The sequence below is a fragment of the Loktanella sp. DSM 29012 genome, from assembly GCF_900110705.1.
Taxonomy (GTDB): Bacteria; Pseudomonadota; Alphaproteobacteria; order Rhodobacterales; family Rhodobacteraceae; genus Loktanella; species Loktanella gaetbuli.
Window position 1 is genome coordinate 166288 of record NZ_FOEJ01000001.1, and the last position, 21481, is coordinate 187768.

At 62.5% G+C, this 21481-nt stretch carries 19 protein-coding genes and 1 tRNA gene; 10 read left to right on the forward strand and 10 right to left on the reverse strand.

What is annotated here, in order from left to right:
• The first annotated feature begins 45 nt into the window (after window positions 1–45).
• Window positions 46–951 (forward strand): formate/nitrite transporter family protein, encoded by a 906-nt coding sequence (locus tag BMX27_RS00850; protein WP_226748065.1) that lies wholly within the window; start codon window positions 46–48, stop codon window positions 949–951.
• Here the strand turns inward: BMX27_RS00850 and BMX27_RS00855 are convergent.
• The 9 genes from BMX27_RS00855 to BMX27_RS00895 all read right to left on the reverse strand — a co-directional run bounded on the left by BMX27_RS00855 (window position 948) and on the right by BMX27_RS00895 (window position 13463).
• Window positions 948–1871 (reverse strand): DMT family transporter, encoded by a 924-nt coding sequence (locus BMX27_RS00855; protein WP_090158039.1) that lies wholly within the window; start codon window positions 1869–1871, stop codon window positions 948–950. The two genes, BMX27_RS00850 and BMX27_RS00855, sit on opposite strands and share 4 nt — an antisense overlap.
• A gap of 54 nt (window positions 1872–1925) precedes the next feature.
• Window positions 1926–2930 carry a phosphatase domain-containing protein gene (locus tag BMX27_RS00860; protein ID WP_090158040.1) on the reverse strand — a complete coding sequence of 335 codons (1005 nt, stop codon included), beginning with the start codon at window positions 2928–2930 and terminating at the stop codon, window positions 1926–1928.
• On the reverse strand, window positions 2927–4084 hold the full coding sequence (locus tag BMX27_RS00865; protein WP_090158041.1) for a PQQ-dependent sugar dehydrogenase: 1158 nt from the start codon (window positions 4082–4084) through the stop codon (window positions 2927–2929). The genes BMX27_RS00860 and BMX27_RS00865 overlap by 4 nt, the downstream gene beginning before the upstream one ends.
• Window positions 4081–5136: a tRNA epoxyqueuosine(34) reductase QueG gene (queG, locus tag BMX27_RS00870; protein WP_090158042.1), complete on the reverse strand. Its 1056-nt coding sequence runs from the start codon at window positions 5134–5136 to the stop codon at window positions 4081–4083. Before queG ends, BMX27_RS00865 begins: the two co-directional genes overlap by 4 nt.
• A gap of 78 nt (window positions 5137–5214) precedes the next feature.
• Window positions 5215–5880: an FtsZ-binding protein FzlA gene (locus BMX27_RS00875; RefSeq protein ID WP_090158043.1), complete on the reverse strand. Its 666-nt coding sequence runs from the start codon at window positions 5878–5880 to the stop codon at window positions 5215–5217.
• Window positions 5881–5935: 55 nt separating this feature from the next.
• Window positions 5936–6652, reverse strand: coding sequence for a monofunctional biosynthetic peptidoglycan transglycosylase (gene mtgA, locus BMX27_RS00880; RefSeq protein WP_090158044.1), 717 nt, complete (start codon window positions 6650–6652; stop codon window positions 5936–5938).
• A 105-nt stretch (window positions 6653–6757) separates the two neighbouring features.
• On the reverse strand, window positions 6758–11290 hold the full coding sequence (gene gltB / locus BMX27_RS00885) for a glutamate synthase large subunit (protein WP_090158045.1): 4533 nt from the start codon (window positions 11288–11290) through the stop codon (window positions 6758–6760).
• The gene (locus BMX27_RS00890; protein ID WP_090158046.1) at window positions 11287–11991 is read right to left on the reverse strand and encodes a hypothetical protein; all 705 of its coding nucleotides are present in this window, start codon (window positions 11989–11991) and stop codon (window positions 11287–11289) included. The genes gltB and BMX27_RS00890 overlap by 4 nt, the downstream gene beginning before the upstream one ends.
• Complete coding sequence (locus BMX27_RS00895) at window positions 11988–13463, reverse strand: NAD(P)-dependent oxidoreductase (RefSeq protein ID WP_090158695.1); 1476 nt, start codon at window positions 13461–13463, stop codon at window positions 11988–11990. The genes BMX27_RS00890 and BMX27_RS00895 overlap by 4 nt, the downstream gene beginning before the upstream one ends.
• A gap of 230 nt (window positions 13464–13693) precedes the next feature.
• Between BMX27_RS00895 and BMX27_RS00900 the strand changes: the two genes are divergently transcribed.
• Entirely contained in the window at window positions 13694–14524 is an 831-nt protein-coding gene (locus BMX27_RS00900; RefSeq protein ID WP_090158047.1) for an undecaprenyl-diphosphate phosphatase, read from the forward strand.
• On the opposite strand, the gene BMX27_RS00905 is transcribed toward BMX27_RS00900, so the two are convergent.
• The gene (locus tag BMX27_RS00905; protein WP_090158048.1) at window positions 14490–15473 is read right to left on the reverse strand and encodes a complex I NDUFA9 subunit family protein; all 984 of its coding nucleotides are present in this window, start codon (window positions 15471–15473) and stop codon (window positions 14490–14492) included. The genes BMX27_RS00900 and BMX27_RS00905 overlap by 35 nt on opposite strands.
• A 149-nt stretch (window positions 15474–15622) precedes the next feature.
• Between BMX27_RS00905 and BMX27_RS00910 the strand changes: the two genes are divergently transcribed.
• The 8 genes from BMX27_RS00910 (at window position 15623) to lptB (ending at window position 21374) form a co-directional block, all read left to right on the forward strand.
• Window positions 15623–15708 (forward strand) — tRNA-Leu (locus BMX27_RS00910).
• 102 nt (window positions 15709–15810) lie between these two features.
• Window positions 15811–17163, forward strand: a complete 1353-nt coding sequence (locus tag BMX27_RS00915; RefSeq protein WP_256212347.1) for a phospholipase D-like domain-containing protein — start codon at window positions 15811–15813, stop codon at window positions 17161–17163.
• Entirely contained in the window at window positions 17160–17876 is a 717-nt protein-coding gene (locus tag BMX27_RS00920) for an endonuclease/exonuclease/phosphatase family protein (protein ID WP_090158049.1), read from the forward strand. Before BMX27_RS00915 ends, BMX27_RS00920 begins: the two co-directional genes overlap by 4 nt.
• A 78-nt stretch (window positions 17877–17954) precedes the next feature.
• Entirely contained in the window at window positions 17955–18566 is a 612-nt protein-coding gene (locus tag BMX27_RS00925; protein WP_090158050.1) for a ribonuclease D, read from the forward strand.
• The gene (locus BMX27_RS00930) at window positions 18566–19528 is read left to right on the forward strand and encodes a KpsF/GutQ family sugar-phosphate isomerase (protein ID WP_090158051.1); all 963 of its coding nucleotides are present in this window, start codon (window positions 18566–18568) and stop codon (window positions 19526–19528) included. The genes BMX27_RS00925 and BMX27_RS00930 overlap by 1 nt, the downstream gene beginning before the upstream one ends.
• A gap of 3 nt (window positions 19529–19531) precedes the next feature.
• Window positions 19532–20143, forward strand: a complete 612-nt coding sequence (gene lptC / locus BMX27_RS00935) for an LPS export ABC transporter periplasmic protein LptC (protein ID WP_090158052.1) — start codon at window positions 19532–19534, stop codon at window positions 20141–20143.
• Between the two features lie 2 nt (window positions 20144–20145).
• A complete protein-coding gene (lptA, locus tag BMX27_RS00940; RefSeq protein ID WP_090158053.1) occupies window positions 20146–20622 on the forward strand; it encodes a lipopolysaccharide transport periplasmic protein LptA in 477 nt (158 codons plus the stop codon).
• Window positions 20622–21374 (forward strand): LPS export ABC transporter ATP-binding protein, encoded by a 753-nt coding sequence (gene lptB / locus BMX27_RS00945; RefSeq protein WP_090158054.1) that lies wholly within the window; start codon window positions 20622–20624, stop codon window positions 21372–21374. The genes lptA and lptB overlap by 1 nt, the downstream gene beginning before the upstream one ends.
• Window positions 21375–21481 lie beyond the last annotated feature (107 nt).

The window sequence follows — 21481 nt, forward strand, 5'->3', positions numbered from 1 at the left end:
GCGTGGTGTCGCACCATTTCGTGAACATCAAGCGAAGGATGCACCATGACCGATGATGACCCCGAATTCCGCCGCGCCGTAGAGGCAAACGAGGCCAAGCGTCAGGCCGCCATGAACGACCGCGAAGAGCAGGCCAGCAACGAGCCGGACGAAGAAGAGGCGGTGCGCGAGGCGTCGCACATGTCCGCCAAGCTGGTCTATCAGGTCGTCCGTCGTGAGGGCGACGAGGAACTGAAACGGCCAACGTCGTCACTGTTCTGGTCCGGCATCGCCGCCGGCGTCTGCATCAGCTTTTCCGTGATCGGCGAAGGTATTTTCGGGGCCTATCTGCCGGAATCAAACTGGCTGCCGCTGGTCGAAAGCTTTGGTTACACCTTTGGTTTTCTGATCGTCATCATCGGACGGATGCAGCTGTTCACCGAAAACACGCTGACCACCGTGCTGCCGTTCCTTGCACGGCCAAGCCGGTATCTGCTGGGTAGCGTCGCACGGCTGTGGGCGATCGTGGTGGGGGCCAACCTGATCGGCTGTTTTATCGCGGCGATCTTTATCGCCTTTATCCCCGCCTTTGAACAAGAGGTCGTGGACGCCATGATCGTGGTGTCGAAACACGCGACGGAACACCCGCCGCTGATTGCGTTCTTCAAGGCAATTCCGGCCGGCCTGCTGATTGCGGCGCTGGTCTGGATGCTGGCCGCCGGAGAGGTGAACAACTTTTTCATCATCCTGATCATGACATGGCTCATCGCGGCGGGTGGGTTCACCCATATCATCGCGGGATCGGTCGAAATGGCGCTGCTGCTGGTCATTGGCGAGATGGGGATCATTCACGCGGTGTTCGGGTTCTGGATACCGGTGTTTCTGGGCAACGTGTTCGGCGGCACGATCGTATTCAGCCTGATCACCTGGGGTCAGGTCCGCGAAGAAGTGCGCGCCCGCCGCGCCGATTAATTGTGACCGACGGACCCGGTGACCTTGCGTTGCCGGGTCCGTTGCAGACCCAGATGGCGTTCGCGCAGGATGATCCCGATACCCGCCGCAATCACGATGGCCGCACCGATCAGCATGGTCCCTGTCGGCACCTCGTCAAAAAAGACATAGCCCACGATCAGCGCCAGCAGCATCGAGGTATAGTCAAAGGGTGCCACCAACGACGCCTCGGCGTAGCGGTAGCTGGAGGTCAGGAAAATCTGACCCAGACCGCCCAGCAGCCCCGCCACGATCAACAGGGCCAGCCGGTCAGCCGACGGGACGGCCCAGCCCCACGGCAAGGTCAGCAACGACAGACAGGTGGCGGTCACGGAAAACCAGAACACGATGGCGGCGGTGGATTCGGTCGCGACCAGCTTGCGCACGAAAACCTGCGCGAGTGCTGCACAAATCGCCCCCATCAGCACCAGAACAGCCCCCAGCGTTTCGGCCGTGCTGGCACTGGCCCCGATGGACAGGCGCGGCGACAGCACGATCAAAACACCCGCCATGCCCACGGCCACGGCGGTCAGACGAAATTTGCCCACCTGTTCGTTTAGGAACATCGCGGCAAAAACGACCACCAGCTTCGGTGCGGCATAGCCGATGGCGGTCACCTCCGGCAGGGGCAGCAACCCCAGACCGGCAAAGCCCAGACCCATCGCGGTCGTGCCCACCAGCCCACGCCAGACATGGCCCATCGGATTGGCGCTGCGCCAGCCTGTGCGCAATTCGTGCCGCATGGCAAGCCAGCCCAGAATCACCGGCAGGGCACAGAGCGAGCGAAAGAATACGGCCTGCCCCGGCGGCACCTGATCGGATGCGGCCTTGATCAGCGCGGACATGGCCACGAACAGGCAAACCGAAAGAATCTTGAAGGCGATACCGTGCAAGGGTTGCATGTGGCGGTCCTTTTTCGCCGACCCTACGCCGCAGCGAAACCATCCGAAAGGGGGTCAGGCGGCGGGTCTGACCGCGACCGCCAAGCGGGCCAGCGCATCGCGATAATCCGTCGACACGCTGACAGGCACGTTCACAGCCCCCAGCCGTTCAATCTGGAGCCGGTCATCCGTATCCAGACCGTCGACGGTCGTGCGCAGCACCACATGCAGGACGCGTCCGGGGTGGCGAATGGCGGCATCGGCGTAGATATGCGCATCATGCTGGCCGGTATCGCCGATCAACACCACCGGCAGATCGGGGTTGGCTGCCATCAGACGGTCCACCGCATCGCCCTTGTGGCTACCGTGGCTGGCGGTGATGAACTGATCCTTGCCGAAACCGTAGTCCTTGAGGAATTTCGGTGCCACCGGCAGTCCCGCCCGCGCAAAGACATCGTCGAGAAAGTCGTGAAAATTCCACGGCGAAGAGCTGACGAAATAGACAGGGTTGCGGCCATCTGCATGCAGCATTCGCATCAGTTCGACCCCATCGCCAAAGACCTCACGGCTTTCGACGCTACCGGTAAAGGATGTCCACAGGTTGCGCAGGGTGGAATAGGCCCCCGTGCGCATCATCGTGTCGTCAATGTCGGACACCACCATCAACTGTGCCGCAGGATCAGCAACCAACACCGGGCAGGTCGCAGTGGCGTCACCTGTGGACACGGTCACGTCGATCCAGCCGGTTCTGCCGTCGCGCGGCAACAGCAGGGTGAAATATCCCTCGGCATCGGATACCGCCGTCACATCACCGGCGCTGACGGTGACATCCGCCACCTCATGCGTGGCGAACAAGCGCAACATTTGCCGCGCATTGGCCAGACGGCTCCCACCACCCGGCGCACGCTCTGACGCGCGCAAGGCCAGGATGCGGCCCCGCGCGATCAGATGTTCGGGCGTGGCATAACCGTGGTAGGGTTCGATCACCAACCGGGTCAGATCGCCCCGGAAAAACACCCCTTCCACCGCGCGTTCCACCGCAGCAGCGGCCCGCAGCACAAGACGTTTGATCCCGGTCACTGTCCCGGCACGACGCGAATGATGGACCCCGGATCGGCGTCGATCAGCACCAGCAATTCACCGTTGTCCAACACCTCGACATCGCGGATGCGGCCCAGGTCGCGCAGCAGACGTTCTTCGCCCACGACCTGACCATCCTGAAGTTTCAGACGCACAAGCGCACCCGGGTTCAGGCCTGCGATGAACAGATCGTCCTGCCAGTCGGCATAATCGCCGTCATAGAACCCGATGCCGCCCGGCGCGATCACAGGGTCCCAATAATAGACGGGCTGCTCCATGCCCTCGCGCGCACTCTCACCGGACCCAACGGGCGAACCGCTGTAGTTGACCCCATAGGAAATCACCGGCCAGCCATAGTTCAGGCCGGGTTCGGGGCGGTTCAACTCATCCCCGCCACGCGGACCGTGTTCCATCGTCCACAGCGCGCCGTCAGGGCCAATGTCGGCCCCCTGCACGTTGCGATGCCCGTAAGACCAGATGCTGTCGATGCCATCAGTCCCGACAAAGGGGTTGTCAGACGGCACGCTGCCATCGGCATTCAGGCGAATGATCTTGCCGTAGGTGGTGTTGATATCCTGTGCCAGCACGCGGTCGGCGGGGGTGCTGTGTTCGCCGGTGGTGATGAACACCTTGCCATCCGCGGTCGGCACGACCCGGCTGCCGTAATGCATCGTCGCCTGCGATGGCGGTGTCTGCACAAAGATTTCCTGCACGGCGGACAAGGTATTTCCCGTCAGCGTCGCACGCGCGGCGACAGTCCCAGTGCCGCCGTCATACCGTTTTGCATAGGTCAGATAGATCGTGCCGGTCTGTGCGAAATCGGGCGCAATCGCCACATCCAGCAAACCACCCTGCCCGCGTGCATCAACCTGCGGCACCCCGGCAATGGGATCGGACAACACACCGTCGGCACTGACACGGCGCAAAGTACCCGGACGTTCGGTCACCAGATACGACCCGTCCGGCAGTGCAGCGATACCCCAGGGATTCGCCAGACCCTCTGCCAGAACGCTTGTCGTGACAGGCGTCGCGGGCAAGGCGGGTGCGCGCGTCTGACTGGCGAACGCCGGCTGGAAATCGGTGTTCGGCGCACCCTGCTCGACTTGGGCGCAGGCCAGGGTCGGCAGGATCATCATTATGGCGGCAAATCTCATGGTATCTCCCCGTTCAGTCGGGCCGAGGCCCAGCGCGCAGCATCGGCCACAACCGAGTCGGCGTCATCCATCAGGGGGGTCAACGCCGACCGCAGGTCAGGGTTCCCCGAATTTCCGATCGCATAGCACACGTTGCGCACGAAACGGTCCCGCCCGATCCGTTTGATTGGCGATCCCGAAAACCGCGCGCGAAAGCCCGCATCATCCAGGGCCGCGAGCTCGGCCAGCGGCGGCGCGCGCAGATCATCACGTGCAGCCAGTCGCACATCCTTGGCGGCAATGGCGAACTTGTTCCAGGGACAAACGGCCAGACAATCGTCGCAACCGTAGATGCGGTTGCCCATGCTTGCACGTAGATCGGGATCGACGGGACCACGGTGCTCGATCGTGAGATAGGAAATGCAGCGCCGTGCATCCAGCTGAAACGGGGCCGGAAAGGCATCTGTCGGGCAAACATCCAGACATTTGCGACAACTGCCGCAGTGTTCCTGTTCGGGCGCATCCACATCCAGTTCCAGCGTCGTAAAGATCGCGCCGAGGAACACCCAATTCCCCAGATCGCGCGCCAGCAGATTGGTATGTTTGCCCTGCCAGCCCAGTCCCGCCGCTTGCGCCAGCGGTTTTTCCATCACCGGGGCGGTATCGACAAAAACCTTGATCTCGGCACCGGGTGACTGGTCGATCAACCAGCGCCCCACCTGCTTGAGCCGCTTTTTCACCACGTCGTGATAATCCCGCCCCTGCGCGTAGACCGAAATCGCGGCGCGATCGCGCTGCTCAAGCACAATCAAGGGGTCTGCATCGGGCGCATAGTTTTCGGCCAACATGATGATGGACCGCGCTTGCGGCCACAACGCCGTCGGATCGCCGCGCCAGGCCATCCGGTCAGCCATCCAGGCCATTTGCCCATGCCGCCCGTCAGCAACAAAGGCCGCCAGCCGGTCCGGCAGATCCCTGACCGCATCAGGCCGGCAGATCCCGACCTTGGCAAATCCGGCGTCCAGCGCAAAGCGGCGCAACCGTTCGGTCAGATCAGGGCTTTTTCTGGTCATAAATATCCTGGGGGAGTCCGCAGGACGGGGGCAAAGCCCCCAAAGTGGGGTGGGTGGGCGGGCCCACCCACCGCCGCGTCAAAAATCAAGATCGGCATAATGCGCAGGTGGCAGAAAACCGGGCACCTGATCGGCCAGCAAGGTGCGGAACGCGGGCCGCGACTTGATCTTGGCGTACCAGTCCTTGACCACCTCGGACCGGTTCCAGTCCACATCCGAAATATAGTCGAGGCAGGACATCTGTGCAGCAGCGGCGAAATCGGCCAGCGTCATCTCGTTGCCGGCCAGCCAGCGCCGCTTTTCCAGCAGACCCGTCATGTAATCCAGATGAAACCGCACGGCGCGGCTGCCGGCCTTGACGTTGGTGCTGTCGGGGTATCCGGTGCCCATCACCTTGCGGAACACACGTTCGCCCACCAGTTTCACAGTGCATTCGTGATAGAACGTATCGTCGAACCACCCGACCAGGCGGCGCGCCTCATAGGCGGCGTCGGGATCGCGGGGCAGCAGCGGTGGATTCGGATAGGCCTGTTCGAGGTATTCGCAGATCGCCGTGCTCTCGGACATCAGCTTGTTGCCCAGCCGCAGCACAGGGACCTTGCCGGCCGGATTGCGGCGCAGGAAATCAGGATCTTTTTCCCAATAGCGTTCCTGCGTCAATTCGACCTCGATCCGCTTTTCCGCAAGGCTCAAGCGGACTTTGCGGGAAAAAGGGGACAACGGGTAATGATACAGCCGGTTCATAGGGTTCTCGCAGGGGTATTGGGTCCCACTTCAATGCCGCAAGCGCAGGCCCGGTTCAATCCTCGAAACAGGACGCGCGGCCGTCCGCCTGAATGGTCGCGGCCCCGTCCATGATGCTGGCGGTGCGGCTGCGCTGCCAATCCGTCGGATTCGCGGCATCGCGCCCCTTGGGATCGGGTAGCACCATTGCCAGCCGGGCCGCCTGAAGATCGGACAGCTCTGCCGCCGAAACACCGAAATAATGCGGCGCGGCGGCCCCGACGCCGAACACGCCAGTGTCGAATTCGACCACGTTCAGATACAGCTCCAGCATCCTGCGCTTGGGCCAGAACGCCTCTGCCAGGGGGGTCCAGACCGCCTCGATGGATTTGCGCACCCAGGACCGGCCCTGCCAGAGAAAGACATTTTTCACCACCTGCTGACTGATGGTCGATCCGCCACGGGCGGCACCCTCTTCCATCGCGGCGCGGATGGCGGTCACGTCCAGCCCCCAATGCAGGCAGAAATTCGCGTCCTCGGCCGCGACAACCGACCGGGCCATGACGGGGGCGATGTCGTCCATTGCCACCCAATACCGTTCGGTGCCGCCCAGGCGCCAGCCTTCGGCCAGTTGATAGGGTGTCACCGGGGGACCGATCACGCGGTAGGCCAGCGTCGAGACGACGACGAGGCCCAGCAAGCCGGCAAGACCCAGCGTCACGGCCCGGCGCATCCGACGTCCCAGGGCAGGTTTGTCGGTCGTCTTGGTTTTCGCGGATTTCTTTTTCGCCATACCGCATAAGCCACGGCGCGGTGCGCTGGGTCAAGACGGGCGGATGTGCAAACGCCCCGCAGGCGATGCTGCGGGGCGTCAACGTCTTGCGCTGTGGCGATCAGGTCATTCCGCCGGGATCGCAGCCTCTTCGGCGCTCAGCGGGACGGGCAGGTTGGCCAGCATTTCCTTGGGGCAGACCTGCACGAAGTTGCGCAGTTCATCGTCCCAATGTTGCAGGATCTCCTGCGCCTTCTTGCTGCCGGTCTCGTCCGCGTGGCGCTGAACAAGGGTCCGCAACTGGTTGGTCCAGTGATCCATCGTGACCGGGCAGGTCACCAGCGTTTCCATGTTCATCAGGTCCGCCGCCGTGCCGTCGGGGTCATACAGATAGGCCATGCCACCTGTCATGCCGGCACCAAAGTTGGCACCGATCGACCCCAGGATCACTGCAACCCCGCCGGTCATGTATTCGCAACCGTTTGTGCCGCAGCCCTCGATCACGACATGGGCACCGGAATTGCGCACCGCAAAACGTTCACCGGCGCGGCCCGCCGCGAACAGGTAACCGGCGGTCGCACCATAGAGCACGGTGTTGCCGATTATGGTGTTCTTGGCTGCGACCAGCGGCGATTGCATCGGCGGTCGCACGATGATCGTGCCACCGGACAGACCCTTGCCGACATAGTCGTTGGCGTCGCCGGACACCTCCAGCTTCAACCCGTGAACAGCAAAGGCCCCCAGTGATTGCCCGGCGGACCCCTTGAGCTTTACCGTCAGATGGTCGTCCTGAAGGCTGTTACGCATGCCGAACCGCTGCACGATGTGCGACGACGTCCGCGTGCCGATGGTGCGCAGCGTGTTCTGCACTGCATATTCCAGCTGCATCTTTTCACCGTCCTTGAGGAAGCGTTCCGCGTCCTTGACGATTTCGACGTCCAGCGTGTCCAGAACCGCATTGCGCGGCTGGTTCCGGTCGTAGGTGATCCGGTTCGCCCCATCCACGGTGATCAGCAGCGGGTTCAAGTCCAGATCGTCCAGATGCGCGGACCCGCGGCTGACCTGCGTCAGCAGATCAGCACGGCCAATCACGTCCGCAATGCTGCGTGCCCCGATGGATGCGAGGATTTCGCGCACCTCGGTCGCGTAGAAGGTGATGAGGTTCACCACCTTGTCAGCGTTGCCGGTGAATTTCTCGCGCAGGGCTTCGTCCTGCGTGCAGACACCGACCGGGCAGGTGTTGGACTGACACTGACGCACCATGATGCAACCCATTGCGATCAGGGCGGCGGTGCCGATGCCGTATTCCTCTGCGCCCAGCATGGCGGCCATGACGATGTCACGACCGGTCCGCAAACCACCGTCGGTGCGCAGCGTGATGCGCGACCGCAGGTTGTTCATGGCCAGAACCTGATGCGCCTCTGTCAGGCCCATTTCCCACGGCAGGCCTGCGTATTTGATCGAGGTGCCGGGCGACGCGCCCGTCCCGCCGTTGTGACCCGAGATCAGGATGATGTCGGCTTTTGCCTTGGCCACGCCGGCGGCGATCGTGCCGACACCCGAGGATGCCACCAGTTTCACCGTCACCTTGCAGTGCGGGTTGATCTGTTTCAGGTCGTAGATCAGCTGTGCCAGATCCTCGATCGAATAGATATCATGGTGCGGCGGCGGTGAAATCAGCGTCACACCCTTGGTCGAATGGCGCAGCTTGGCGATCAGGTCGGTGACCTTCATGCCGGGCAGCTGACCACCCTCGCCGGGCTTGGCTCCCTGCGCGACCTTGATTTCCAGTTCTTCGCAGGCAAGCAGATATTCCGCCGTCACGCCAAAGCGACCGGATGCGACCTGCTTGATCTTGGCAGACCGGTTGTCACCGTTCGCATCGGGCGTGAAATCATCCGGGCTTTCGCCGCCTTCGCCGCTGTCGGATTTCGCACCGATGCGGTTCATCGCGATGGACAGGGTACGGTGCGCCTCTGGCGACAGCGCACCAAGGCTCATGCCGGGGGTCACGAAACGCTTGCGGATCGAGGTGATCGATTCGACCTCCTCGATCGGGATCGGCTTGCCCAGCGGCTTGATCGCCAGCAGGTCACGCAGATGAATCGGCGGGTTGGCCTGCAGCGCCTTTGAATACTGCTGCCACAGCGCGTAGGACGATTTCGCGCAGGCCGCCTGCAGCATGTGCATGGTCTGCGCTTCCCAGGCGTGCTTTTCGCCGGACCGGCGGGATTTGTAGAAACCGCCGATGGGCAGGATGTCGGTGGATTGCTTCCAGCCGTGGGCGTGGACCTCTTCCAGCTTGGCCTGGATACCGTTGATGCCGATGCCGGAAATACGCGAATGCATGCCGGGGAAATATTCCGCGCACATGGCGCGCGACAGGCCGACCGCCTCGAAATTCAGGCCGCCACGGTAGGACGACAGGACGGAAATCCCCATCTTGGACATGATTTTCAAAAGGCCCGCGTCGATGGCCTTGCGATAGCGGGCGACGGCCTCGGTCAGGGTGCCGTCGACCAGGCCGCGGTTCACGCGGTCCGCGATGGAATCCTGCGCCAGATAGGCGTTCACCGTGGTTGCGCCACAGCCGATCAGCACTGCAAAATAGTGCGGGTCGATACATTCGGCAGACCGCACGTTCACCGAACAGAACGTCCGCAGCCCCTTGCGGGTCAGGTGCGAATGCACGGCGGAGGTCGCCAGAATCATCGGCATCGCGACCTTTTCGGCGGACTGGTGCGCGTCGGTCAGGACGATGTGCCCTGCGCCGGACCGCACGGCGTCCTCTGCCTCGGCCCGGATCCGGGCCAGCGCATCGCCAAGCGCATGTTCGCCGGATTCGAATGTGCAATCAATGTGCACGACCGTATCGCCAAACTGTTCGACCATCTTTTCGAATTCGGCGTTCGCGATGAACGGGCTTTCGAGGACGATGATTTCGGTCTGGCTACTGTCCTGATCTAGAACGTTTTTCAGGTTCCCGAACCGTGTCTTCAGCGACATCACCCGGCTTTCGCGCAAGCTGTCGATCGGCGGGTTTGTCACCTGGCTGAAGTTCTGGCGGAAGAAGTGCGACAGCGGACGGAAGGTTGTCGACAGCACCGCAGAGGGTGTGTCGTCGCCCATCGACGCGATCATTTCCTTGCCGTCCTCGGCCATCGGGGCCAGGACCTGTTCCAGTTCTTCGATGCTGTAACCGGCGGCGCGCTGACGGCGGCGCAATTCGTCGCCTTCGTAGATGGCGAATTCTGCCGTTTCGCGGAACGCGTCGGACAGTTCGACGACCTTTTCCACCCAATCACCAAAGGGCTGGGCCGAGGCCAGGTCGTTCTTCAGCTCTTCGTCGTGAAACAGGCGCTGCGTTTCCATATCGACGGCGATCATCTGACCCGGGCCAAGCGCGCCCTTTTCCACGACGCGGGATTCGTCGACCGGGACCATGCCCACCTCGGAACCTGCGATCAGCAGGCCGTCGCCGGTCACGACATAACGCAGGGGGCGCAGCCCGTTCCGGTCCAGACCGCCGCAGACCCAGCGACCATCGGTCATGGCAAGGGCGGCGGGGCCGTCCCAGGGTTCCATCACCGCGTTGCAGTAGGAATACATGTCCTGCAGCGCCTGCGGCATTTCTGCAGCCTGCTTGGACCATGCCTCTGGCACCAGCATGGTTTTCGCCATCGGCGCGTTACGCCCGGCACGGACCAGCACCTCGAACACGGAATCGAGGGCGGCGGAATCGGACGACCCCGAAGGGATGATCGGCTTGATATCCTCTGCCGCGTCACCGAACGCGCTGGACGCCATGCGGATTTCGTGGCTGCGCATCCAGTTCACGTTACCCTTGAGCGTGTTGATTTCGCCGTTGTGGGCCAACATGCGGAACGGCTGCGCCAGCGACCACTGCGGGAAGGTGTTGGTGGAATAGCGCTGGTGATAGATGGCAAAGGCGGATTCAAACCGTTCGTCCATCAGGTCGGGGTAAAAGGTCGCGACCTGTTCGGCCAGCATCATGCCCTTGTAGATGATCGACCGGGTGGACAGGCTGCAGATATAGAACCCGTTGGCACCGCTGGCGGTCACGGCCTTTTCGATGCGGCGACGGACGATGTACAATTCGCGCTCGAACGCTTCTTCGTCGATGCCGGGACGGCAGCGGACGATGATCTGTTCGATTTCGGGGCGGGTGGCGTTGGCCTTTTCGCCCAGCACTTCGGTGTTCACAGGGACATGACGCCAGCCATAGATGTAATGGCCCATGCGCAGCACTTCGGATTCAACGATCGTGCGGCAGCGTTCCTGGCTGGCAAAATCGGTGCGCGGCAAGAAAATCTGGCCCACGGCGATGCGTTCGCCCGGCTGCGGTTCGTGACCCGTGCGGCGGATCTGGTCCTCAAAGAAGGGGGCCGGGATCTGGATGTGGATACCCGCACCGTCACCCGTCTTGCCGTCGGCATCGACAGCACCACGGTGCCAGATCGCCTTGAGCGCGTTGATCCCCTTTTCGACGACATCGCGGCTGCGCTCGCCCTTGATCGACACGACAAGGCCGACACCGCAGGAGGAATGTTCGTCGTCATCGCGGTACAGGCCGTTTTCAGCCATCCATGCGCGCTTGGCTTCTTCGGCAGCCACCCAGGCGTCATCATAGGTTGTCATGAAATCTCTCCTTGAATGGGGGCAATCAGTTGCGACAGCATCACGCCGCAATCGTGTTTGGGGTTGGCAGACAGGAAACCGGGTTCACCGGGAAAGATGAATTCGACCGGACTGTCGTTTTTGTCGTAGGCGTCGCCGGGCACTGTGACGCGGCCCGTGCCGCCGATGAACATGCGCCAGTCGTCGCTGACGTATTCGTTCCCGGCCGAGGACCACAACTCGGTGCCGTCGGCGGCATAGGCGGTGATCTGGTAGGCGGTGCGCCGCAGGGTCACGTCATCGATCGTCACCACCTCGCCGGTCAGCGTATCCGCGCCCACGTAGCGGGTGGGACCGACCTGATCGGACAGCGTGGTAAAGTCATAGCTGTCGCGCCCGGTTTCCAGCAGTTCCGTCAGGGACGCGGGATCGGCCGGGCTGGATTCCAACCGTTCGGAATGACCCGTGAACGGATGGAAACTGTCTAGCCATTGCGCCTCAGTATCGGTGCTGCCGGCGTATGTCAGACCGTCCTCGCTCAGGCTGACGCGACGTTTGACACCTTCGGCATCGCCCGCGCAGGTGAAATGATGTTCCACCGAACAGCTGCGCGACTGGATCGTCACAAAGGCATCACAGCCTGCGGGCAGGCTGAACGTGTCCGGGGCCTGTGCTGCGACAGGCCCGGCCAGGACGCAAAGCAATGCGCCCGCGCGGATCATTCTGCGGCGACCGCGTCGGATTGCGACAGATAGTCCAGGATCGCGGTGGCGCAGTCGCGCCCGTCGCGAATTGCCCAGACCACGAGGCTGGCACCGCGCACGATGTCGCCCGCCGCAAAGACACCGTCCAGCGATGTCTTGCCGGTGGTAAAATCGGCCTTGACCGTGCCCCAGCGCGTGACCTCAAGACCTTCGACACCCCACAGGGCCGGCAGGTCCTCGGGTTCAAAGCCCAGCGCCTTGACGACCAGATCGGCCTCTTCGACGTAATGCGCGCCCGCAATCAGTTCCGGGCTTTGGCGGCCGGTCGCGTCGGGCTGACCCAGACGCATCTTGTCCACCACGACGCCGCGCAGCGGGCCACTGATGGGGGCTGGCGTGTCCACGTTCATCTGTGTTGCGTCGTCCACGAACATCTTGGGCGCGGACAGCCAGACGAATTCGACGCCCTCTTCTTCGGCGTTCTGCACTTCGCGTTGCGAACCGGGCATGTTCTGCTTGTCGCGGCGATACAGGCATTTGACCGATGTCGCGCCCTGACGAATGGCGGTGCGGACACAGTCCATCGCGGTGTCACCGCCGCCGATCACGACGACCTTTTTACCCGATGCGTTCAGTTCACCACTGTCGAATTCGGGCACCGTGTCACCAAAGCTGACCTTGTTCGAGGCGGTCAGATAGTCGATGGCGCGGACGATGCCGTCAGCCTCTGATCCCGGATTGTCCAACTCGCGTGTTTTATAGACGCCGGTGGCGATCAGCACGGCGTCATGTTTGCCACGGATCGCGTCAAAGGTAATGTCCTCGCCCACGTTGCAGTTCAGGCGGAACTCGACGCCGCCATCCTCGAGCTGGGCCATCCGCTTCATCACGACGTCTTTTTCCAGCTTGAAGCCGGGGATGCCGTAGGTCAGCAGGCCGCCCCCGCGATCATAGCGGTCATAGACGGTGACCTGCACGCCCTGACGGCGCAGCATGTCAGCGGCAGCTAGGCCACCGGGGCCTGCACCGATGATGCCGACAGATTCGCTGCGTTCGGCGTGGGGTCGGATCGGCTTGACCCAGCCTTCTTCGAATGCGGTGTCAGTAATGTATTTCTCGACCGACCCGATGGTCACCGTGCCGTGGCCGGATTGTTCGATAACGCAGTTGCCCTCGCACAGGCGGTCCTGCGGGCAGATACGGCCGCAGATTTCCGGGAACGTGTTCGTCGCCTGAGACACCTCGTAGGCCTCTTGCAGGCGGCCCTCGGCGGTCAGGCGCAACCAGTCGGGGATGTTGTTGTGCAACGGGCAGTGCGACTGACAATAGGGCACGCCGCATTGGCTGCACCGGCTGGCCTGCTCTGCCGCCTTGGCAGTCGCGTATTCTGCGTAGATCTCGCCGAAATCCTTGTTGCGCAGGTCAGGCGGACGCTTTTCGGGCATGTCACGGCTGACAGTGGTAAACTTCAACATCTTTTCGCCGGCCATGGTCACACTCCGCATCTGCATGTCTTTGGTAGCGTCTTACGCGAGGCCAATCACAATGAAAAGTCAGCAGTGCTGTCCTATTAATGAATTTTTCACCGGTGCAGCATTCAGGCGGGCGGAAAAGCACCTGATATTAGGTCCGATGCGATACCTATCTTCGGTCTGGCGACATTGCCTGCGTCGGCTAATGTGGCGGCGAATCATGAATGGCGGACAAAGGTGACTGCGGAATGACGCTCTTTACTCTGGTGCTGGTGGCCTTGATCCAAGGCGTGACCGAATTTCTGCCGGTCTCGTCCTCGGGGCATCTGGTGCTCTTGCCTTTGTTGACGGGCGAACCCGCGCAGGGATTGGCCATCGATGTGGCGGCGCATCTGGGCACATTGATTGCCGTTGTCCTGTTTTTCTGGACCGATGTGCGCATGGCGCTGTCAGGGCTGTTGCGCCTGATCCGGGGCAAGGTCGATACGCAGGGCGCATGGCTGGCGCTGTGCCTGATGGTTGCGACGATCCCGGTCATCCTTGCGGGACTGATTCTGAAGGTCACCGGACTTGCTGATCTGATCCGCGACAGCATGGTGGTCATCGCGCTGGCGTTTATCGTCTTTGGCATCGTGTTGTATCGCGCCGATCAGACGAACCCGGAGACTCGCACGGCACCCCAATGGACGATGAAACACGCCGTCATCATGGGATTGTGGCAGGTCGTCGCACTGATCCCCGGCACATCGCGGTCTGGCATCACCATCACGGGGGCGCGGACATTGGGATACACCCGAACCGATGCAGCACGCCTGTCGATGCTGATGTCCATTCCGACGATCCTTGCATCAGGGTCGTTGCTGGCGCTGGATGTGATCGGTGACACCACACCGGGTCTGTGGACCGATATTGCAATTGTGGCCGGGCTGTCATGCGTCGCGGCACTGGCCGCATTGTCACTGATGATGCGCCTGCTGCGGTCGGTCAGCTATACGCCCTATGTGGTCTACAGGGTCGCACTGGGTGCGATCCTGCTGATCATCGCTATGACTGGCGGAGGTTCTTTGCCGAGTTCTTGATCGCGGCATACTGACCCGACGGGCGGAACCGCCACAGATAGTCGGGCAGCACCGATTCCAGTGACGTCGGCGTCAGACCCAGATCGGCAAAGCCACGCGCGCCGTCGGACACCACGTTGTCGATCGCAAGGTTCTTGACCTGATCGGTTGTCAGTGGCGCGGGGGCAAGACCAAACGTCACCCTGGACAGCAGACCAAAGGCCGCCGCCATGGTGCGCGCCATGAAAAACGGGATGTTCATGACCATGTTGTTGCGATTGATGGTGTTCAGCATCTGGCGCATCAATTCGCGGAACGACGCCACATCCGGGCCGCCCAACTCAAAAACGCCAGCGACCGATGGATCGCGCAGGGCCACGGACACCGCACTGGCCACGTCATCTACGTATACGGGCTGGAACAACGTATCCGCACCCACCACCGGCAGCACCGGACCCATCCGGGACATGCCGGCAAAGCGGTTAAAGAATTCATCCTCTGGTCCGAACACGATGGAGGGGCGCAGGATCACGGCATCGGGCTGATGTTCCAGCAGCGCCTGTTCGCCCAGCGCCTTGGTCCGGGCATAGTCACTGTCCGCATCTGCATCGGCACCGATGGCGGAAATCTGCACCATCCGGTTGATACCTTCTTCGGCGGCGATCCGGGCGATCCGGCCCGGGGCCTCGGCCTGAAGCGCCTTGAAGGTATTCTTGCCCTTTTCGGCAAGCACGCCCACGCAATTCACGACCGCATCGGCACCGCGCGTCACGGTGCGCACGGAATCATCGTCGCGTATGTTGCAGAACACAGGTTCGACCTGTCCGACCACACCATAGGTGCGCACGAACATCGCCTCGTTCGGGGTGCGGCAGGCCACGCGGATGCGCCACCCGTCCTGAGCCAGCCTGCGCGCGATGTATCGACCGACAAAGCCGGATCCACCGAAAATCGTAACGAGCTTGGACATGGGACGCCTCTTTTGCAGTACCCCGCTGATGTAAACCGCACCCCGCCCACGAGCAAGACGAAAGGCGCTGCGGCAAATTCGTGAGCGTGACGCAAAAAGAGGGGTTTACAGTCCCCCGCACTCCTTCTAAATCGCCCCTCACGTGACCTGCCCAGGTGGCGGAATGGTAGACGCGCTAGCTTCAGGTGCTAGTACTGGCAACGGTGTGGAGGTTCGAGTCCTCTCCTGGGCACCACGATTTCCCCTCAGATCAACGCTTCCCCTCGGGGGACACAGGTCATCGTTGGAATGACGCCAGCCGGGGTCTAGGCTAAAGTATCGCGCCAGAGGATACACCGTGCCGTTCAGCCTGCTGACCACCCATTTCGAAATCGTTTTCCTGACGCTGCTGGTGCTGCTGGCAGCCGCATTCATGTTGCAGCAACGCAGAACGCCGCAATCGACCGCGGCGTGGTTGCTGGCGCTGGTCGTGCTGCCTTACCTAACGGTCCCGATTTTCATCGTGCTGGGGTTTCGCAAGCGCCCGGGCAAGGACAACAGCATTCAGTTTCGCGACGTCGATGCCGCTGACTCGGTCGACGGCTGGGACAGAACACTGCGGTGCTATGACCTGCCGCCGGCCACCTCTGGGCATGATCTGACACTGCTTGATCGCCCGCACACCGCCCGAGAGGCACTGAACGACCTGATCGCAGGGGCGCAGCACCGGATCGACGCATTGTTCTACATCGTCGCGAACGACCCGACGGGTACGGATTTCGTGGCGCAATTGACCCGGCGCGCAACCGAGGGCGTGCAGGTCAGGCTACTGATCGACCGGCTGGGGACATTGCGACCGCCGACAAAAGCGCTGCGCGCACTGAAGGCCGCTGGCGGTCAGGTGGCCTATTTCTCTCCTTTTACGCAGCGACCGCAGCGCGGACACATCAACCTGCGCAACCACCGCAAGATGCTGATCGCGGACGGGGTGCGGGTGTTTTCGGGCGGCATGAACATCGCGCGCAACTATCTGGATGACACGCCAGAGGCCTGGGTCGATCTGGCCTACGTCCTGACTGGCCCGGCGGTGACAAGCTTTGGCGATGTCTTTGCATCCGACTGGTCCGTGGCGGCCACCCAGATCGACGCCAAGGGCGGTGCTGCGGACAGCCACGGCGCGGCCGTCGTGCAACTTGTCCCGTCCGGTCCGGACCTGCCGCACGACGGGTTCCACGATTCGCTGGTGAACGCCATCCACCGCGCCCGCGACCGGGTCTGGATCGCGACACCCTATTTCCTGCCCACCGACAGCCTGTCCGAGGCGCTGGCCGTGGCAGCCCGGCGGCAAGTCGATGTCAGGCTGCTGCTGCCGCACAAATCGAACCAGATGATCGCCGATTTCGCACGCGGCGCCTATCTGCGCGAATTGCAGGAGGCAGGCGTGCAGGTCCTGCTATTCGCGGACGGCATGATGCATGCAAAGGCTGGCGTGATCGACACAAACGCCTACGTCGGGTCCAGCAATTGCGATGTGCGGTCCATGTTACTTAATTTTGAAACGACACTGGTACTGCATGATGACGCCAGTGCGGCGCTGATTGCGGATTGGTTCACGGGACTGTCGGACCGCTGCACGGTCGGCGTCGCAGAGGCCGGTACGCTGCGCCGCATCGCAGAGGGATTTTTCCGCATCGGGGCACCCGTGTTATGACCGAGGACAGGCCGATCAGGCTGCTGAGCTATAACATTCGCAAGGCGCTGGGCACCGACCGCAGGCGCGATCCCATGCGGATCGTTCGCGTGCTGTCGCACACCCAGGCTGATATCGTCTTGCTGCAAGAAGCAGATCTGCGGTTAGGCGACCGTCCTGCGGTGCTGTCCGAGGACGCACTGGGCGATATCGGCCTTGCGCCGCTGGCGGTCGCGGACACCGACGTCAGCATGGGCTGGCATGGCAATGCCATCCTGCTGCGCGCGGATTGGACGGCACGGCAGATCACCCGCATCCCCCTGCCCGGATTCGAACCGCGCGGTGCCGTTTCTGCCATCATCGACACGCCACAGGGACCGCTGCGCGTGATCGGTCTGCACATGGGCCTGTTGCGCCGGTCACGGGTTGCACAACAAAATGCGATACTCGCGTGGATCGCGGACCAATCGGACATCCAGACCATCCTTGCCGGTGATCTGAACGAATGGACGCTGCACCGCGGCCTTGGCCCCTTTGCCAAGAGCCACAGCCTGCATGCGCCCGGTCGCAGCTATCATGCGCGCTGGCGACTGGCACCGCTGGATCGCATCGCGGTAGACCGTCGGCTGGACCTGATCGACACGGGCATGATCGACACGAAACTGACCCGTGCGGCCTCGGACCATCTGCCGATCTACGCCGATCTGGAACCCGGATCGCTGCGCGGGGTCTGATCCGCCAAGGCCAAAGGGGGTTGAGCGAGGCGCCGCAGCGTCCTATCTGACAGCGAACCCAAGGAAAGCGGAACCACCATGGCGAACCATCTGTATCAAAACGATCTGCCAGACGGGCTGGATCTGGGACCGGTGGTTGCCATCGACTGCGAAACGATGGGCCTGAACCCGCACCGTGACCGGCTGTGCCTGATCCAGATGTCCGGCGGCGACGGCGACTGCCATCTGGTGCAGGTCGCCAAGGGCCAGACAGAGGCCCCGAACCTGTGCCGGATGCTGGCCGACCCGAAGGTGCTGAAATTGTTCCATTTCGGGCGCTTTGACATCGCCGCGATGGAACATGCATTCGGTACACTGGCCGCGCCCGTCTATTGCACGAAAATCGCGTCCAAGATGGTCCGGACCTTCACCGACCGCCACGGGTTGAAATACCTGCTGCAGGAACTGGTCGGCGTGGATATTTCCAAACACCAACAGCAAAGCGACTGGGGTGCCGAAACCCTGACCGAGGCGCAGTTGAACTATGCCGCGTCCGATGTGCTGTACCTGCATCAGTTGCGGGACGAGCTGAACCTGCGGCTGGAACGCGAAGGCCGCATGGATCTGGCCCAGTCCTGTTTCGATTTCCTGCCGACGCGGGCGAAACTCGATCTGGTCGGCTGGCCTGAAACTGACATCTTCTCGCACTGATGTCCGGGGCAGATTCATTTCAGGCCGTAGGCCGCCGGGTCATCGACGCAGAGGCCGCGTCGCTGACTGCGCTGTCGCGGTCGCTTGGCGCTGATTTCGACGCCGCTGTTGCCCTGCTGCTCAAGGCGACAGGCCGGATCATCATTTCCGGCATGGGCAAATCGGGCCACATCGGCAAGAAGATCGCGGCTACGCTGGCCAGCACCGGTACGCCCGCGCATTTCGTCCACCCCGCCGAGGCCAGCCATGGCGATCTGGGCATGTTGGCGCGGGGCGATGTGGTGATCGTCCTGTCCAATTCGGGTGAAACCCCGGAATTGTCCGATATCGTGGCCTATACCCGCCGCTATGACATTCCGCTGATCGGTGTCGCCAGCCGCGCGGAAAGCACGCTGTGCCGTCAGGCTGACATCGCGCTGATCCTGCCGCAGCTGGGCGAGGCCTGCGGCACCGGCGTGGTGCCGACGATTTCGACGACGATGACCTTGGCGCTGGGCGATGCCTTGGCCATCGCGCTGATGGAACACCGTAAATTCACGCCGGAAAATTTCCGCGACGTGCATCCCGGCGGCAAGCTGGGCGCGCGCCTGTCCAAGGTCGCTGACCTGATGCACACCGGCGACGCGCTGCCCCTTGTCAGCGCAGACACCCCCATGGGAGAGGTGCTGCTGACGATCAGCCAAAAGGGATTCGGCGTCGCAGGAATCGCCGGCGATGACGGCGGGCTGGCCGGTGTGATTACCGACGGTGACTTGCGTCGCCACATGCAGGGCCTGCTGGATCATACTGCATCCGAAGTGATGACCCCGAACCCCACGACCGTGCCCGCGGGTGCATTGGCCGAACGTGCCGTCGGCGTGATGAACGCACGCAAGATCACCTGCCTGTTCGCCCTTGATGCCGATAACCGCATTGCGGGAATCCTGCATATCCACGACTGCCTGCGCGCGGGCGTCGCCTGAGCCATGTCACGGGATATCAGCCTCCATACACAGGTGGTGGGTTGGCTGCGCATCCTGCTGCCACTGGGGGCGCTGATCCTGCTGTCCACGCTGTTTCTGATCGCGCGCGGCGACCCGGCGGAGACTGAAATCCCGTTTGCCCAGATCGACGCGGTGGCGGATGAACAGCGGATCGGTGCGCCCCGGTTCACCGGACTGACCGATACGGGCGACAGTATCGCGCTTACCGCGACCTCGGCCCAGCCCGGTGCGACAGATCCAGACCTCGTGGACGTGACGCGGCCCCGGCTGGCCCTGGACGGTTTGGACGGCACATCGCTCCGGGTGACGGCCGGCAACGGCACGATGAACACCGCCGCGCAGCAGGCGACCCTGACCGGCCTGGCACGGCTGGACCTGTCCACAGGGTATGCGATGGAAACCGCCGGTCTGAACGCCGACCTCGCGACCGGCGTCATTACCTCTGACGGGGCATTGGCGATCAAGGCACCTTACGGTGATTTGACGGCGGGGCAGGCTCGGATACAGTTGAGCGGGAACGGAAAGGGCACGCAGCTGCAATTGAGTGACGGCGTGCGGCTGGTATTTGTGCCGCAGCAAACGGGCGAGGAATAACCATGAAACGAATGACCGCCCTGATCTGCGCCCTGCTGGCCGGACCCGCATTGGCGCAGACCAACATCAATCTGGGCGGCATTTCAGCCGATCCGAATGCCCCGGTCGAGGTGACGGCAGATAACCTGAATGTGGACCAGGACGCCGGTACGGCCGTGTTCAGCGGCAATGTGGTGATCGGACAGGGCGATCTGCGGCTATCTGCGCCGCAGGTCGACGTTACTTATGGCGCTGACAGCGGCGACATTGCCCGGTTGCAGGCCAGCGGCGGCGTGACATTCGTCACCGCAACCGAAGCCGCAGAGGCGCAGACCGCCGACTATGACCTGCAGGCCGGCACGCTGACACTGAGCGGTGACGTGCTGCTGACGCAGGGCGCATCGGCGCTGTCATCGCAAACCATGGTCGTCGACCTGAACACAGGGCGCGCACAAATGTCGGGCCGGGTCAGCACCGTGTTTCAGCAAGGCGGCAACTGATGAAAGACCTCGCCGTGCCCGGTGGTGATCGCGGGCTTGTGGTGCGCCACCTGCGCAAATCCTACCGCAAGCGGCCCGTGATTCGCGATGTGAGCCTTGATTTGGGCCAGGGCGAAGTCGTGGCCCTGCTGGGCCCGAACGGGTCGGGCAAGACCACATGTTTTTACCTGATCGCCGGTTTGATCCGGCTGGAAGGCGGGCAAGTCAGCGTCGATGGCGAGGATGTCACGACATTGCCGATGTACCGCCGGGCCAACCGCGGCATCGGCTATCTGCCGCAGGAAATGTCGATCTTTCGTGGATTGACGGTCGAGGACAACATCCTCGCGGTGCTGGAAATCGCCGAACCCGACAAGAAACGCCGCCGCGACAAGCTGGAACGCCTGCTGTCGGAATTTTCGATCAGCCACCTGCGCCGGGCACCCTCGGTCGCGCTGTCGGGCGGCGAACGCCGGCGCGCGGAAATCGCGCGATGTCTGGCGGCAGGGCCGAAATACGTGCTGCTGGACGAACCCTTTGCCGGGGTGGACCCGATCGCGGTCGCGGAAATCCGCGGATTGGTCGCAGATCTGAAAAACCGTGGAATCGGCGTTCTGATTACCGACCACAACGTGCAGGAAACGCTGCAAATTGTTGATCGCGCTTATATTTTGAATGACGGCAAGGTTCTGATGTCCGGCACCGCCGAAGAAGTCGTCAAGGACGAGAACGTGCGCCGCGTCTATCTGGGCGACAGCTTTCGCGTGAATTGATACGCCATTGACACACGGGCGGTTTCAGCGCTTCATTCAAGGGATGACGATGAATGGATCCCCTTTCTTTTTCGTCCCCACCGCGTCTGAAAAGGACCGGTTCGGCG

What these genes read in the sequence shown, in the direction of transcription:
- BMX27_RS00850 (WP_226748065.1), top strand. Translation starts at nt 46, where the DNA reads ATGACCGATGATGACCCCGAATTCCGCCGCGCCGTAGAGGCAAACGAG.
- BMX27_RS00855 (WP_090158039.1), bottom strand. Translation starts at nt 1,871, where the DNA reads ATGCAACCCTTGCACGGTATCGCCTTCAAGATTCTTTCGGTTTGCCTG.
- BMX27_RS00865 (WP_090158041.1), bottom strand. Translation starts at nt 4,084, where the DNA reads ATGAGATTTGCCGCCATAATGATGATCCTGCCGACCCTGGCCTGCGCC.
- queG (WP_090158042.1), bottom strand. Translation starts at nt 5,136, where the DNA reads ATGACCAGAAAAAGCCCTGATCTGACCGAACGGTTGCGCCGCTTTGCG.
- BMX27_RS00875 (WP_090158043.1), bottom strand. Translation starts at nt 5,880, where the DNA reads ATGAACCGGCTGTATCATTACCCGTTGTCCCCTTTTTCCCGCAAAGTC.
- mtgA (WP_090158044.1), bottom strand. Translation starts at nt 6,652, where the DNA reads ATGGCGAAAAAGAAATCCGCGAAAACCAAGACGACCGACAAACCTGCC.
- gltB (WP_090158045.1), bottom strand. Translation starts at nt 11,290, where the DNA reads ATGACAACCTATGATGACGCCTGGGTGGCTGCCGAAGAAGCCAAGCGC.
- BMX27_RS00890 (WP_090158046.1), bottom strand. Translation starts at nt 11,991, where the DNA reads ATGATCCGCGCGGGCGCATTGCTTTGCGTCCTGGCCGGGCCTGTCGCA.
- BMX27_RS00895 (WP_090158695.1), bottom strand. Translation starts at nt 13,463, where the DNA reads ATGGCCGGCGAAAAGATGTTGAAGTTTACCACTGTCAGCCGTGACATG.
- BMX27_RS00900 (WP_090158047.1), top strand. Translation starts at nt 13,694, where the DNA reads ATGACGCTCTTTACTCTGGTGCTGGTGGCCTTGATCCAAGGCGTGACC.
- BMX27_RS00905 (WP_090158048.1), bottom strand. Translation starts at nt 15,473, where the DNA reads ATGTCCAAGCTCGTTACGATTTTCGGTGGATCCGGCTTTGTCGGTCGA.
- BMX27_RS00920 (WP_090158049.1), top strand. Translation starts at nt 17,160, where the DNA reads ATGACCGAGGACAGGCCGATCAGGCTGCTGAGCTATAACATTCGCAAG.
- BMX27_RS00925 (WP_090158050.1), top strand. Translation starts at nt 17,955, where the DNA reads ATGGCGAACCATCTGTATCAAAACGATCTGCCAGACGGGCTGGATCTG.
- BMX27_RS00930 (WP_090158051.1), top strand. Translation starts at nt 18,566, where the DNA reads ATGTCCGGGGCAGATTCATTTCAGGCCGTAGGCCGCCGGGTCATCGAC.
- lptC (WP_090158052.1), top strand. Translation starts at nt 19,532, where the DNA reads ATGTCACGGGATATCAGCCTCCATACACAGGTGGTGGGTTGGCTGCGC.
- lptA (WP_090158053.1), top strand. Translation starts at nt 20,146, where the DNA reads ATGAAACGAATGACCGCCCTGATCTGCGCCCTGCTGGCCGGACCCGCA.
- lptB (WP_090158054.1), top strand. Translation starts at nt 20,622, where the DNA reads ATGAAAGACCTCGCCGTGCCCGGTGGTGATCGCGGGCTTGTGGTGCGC.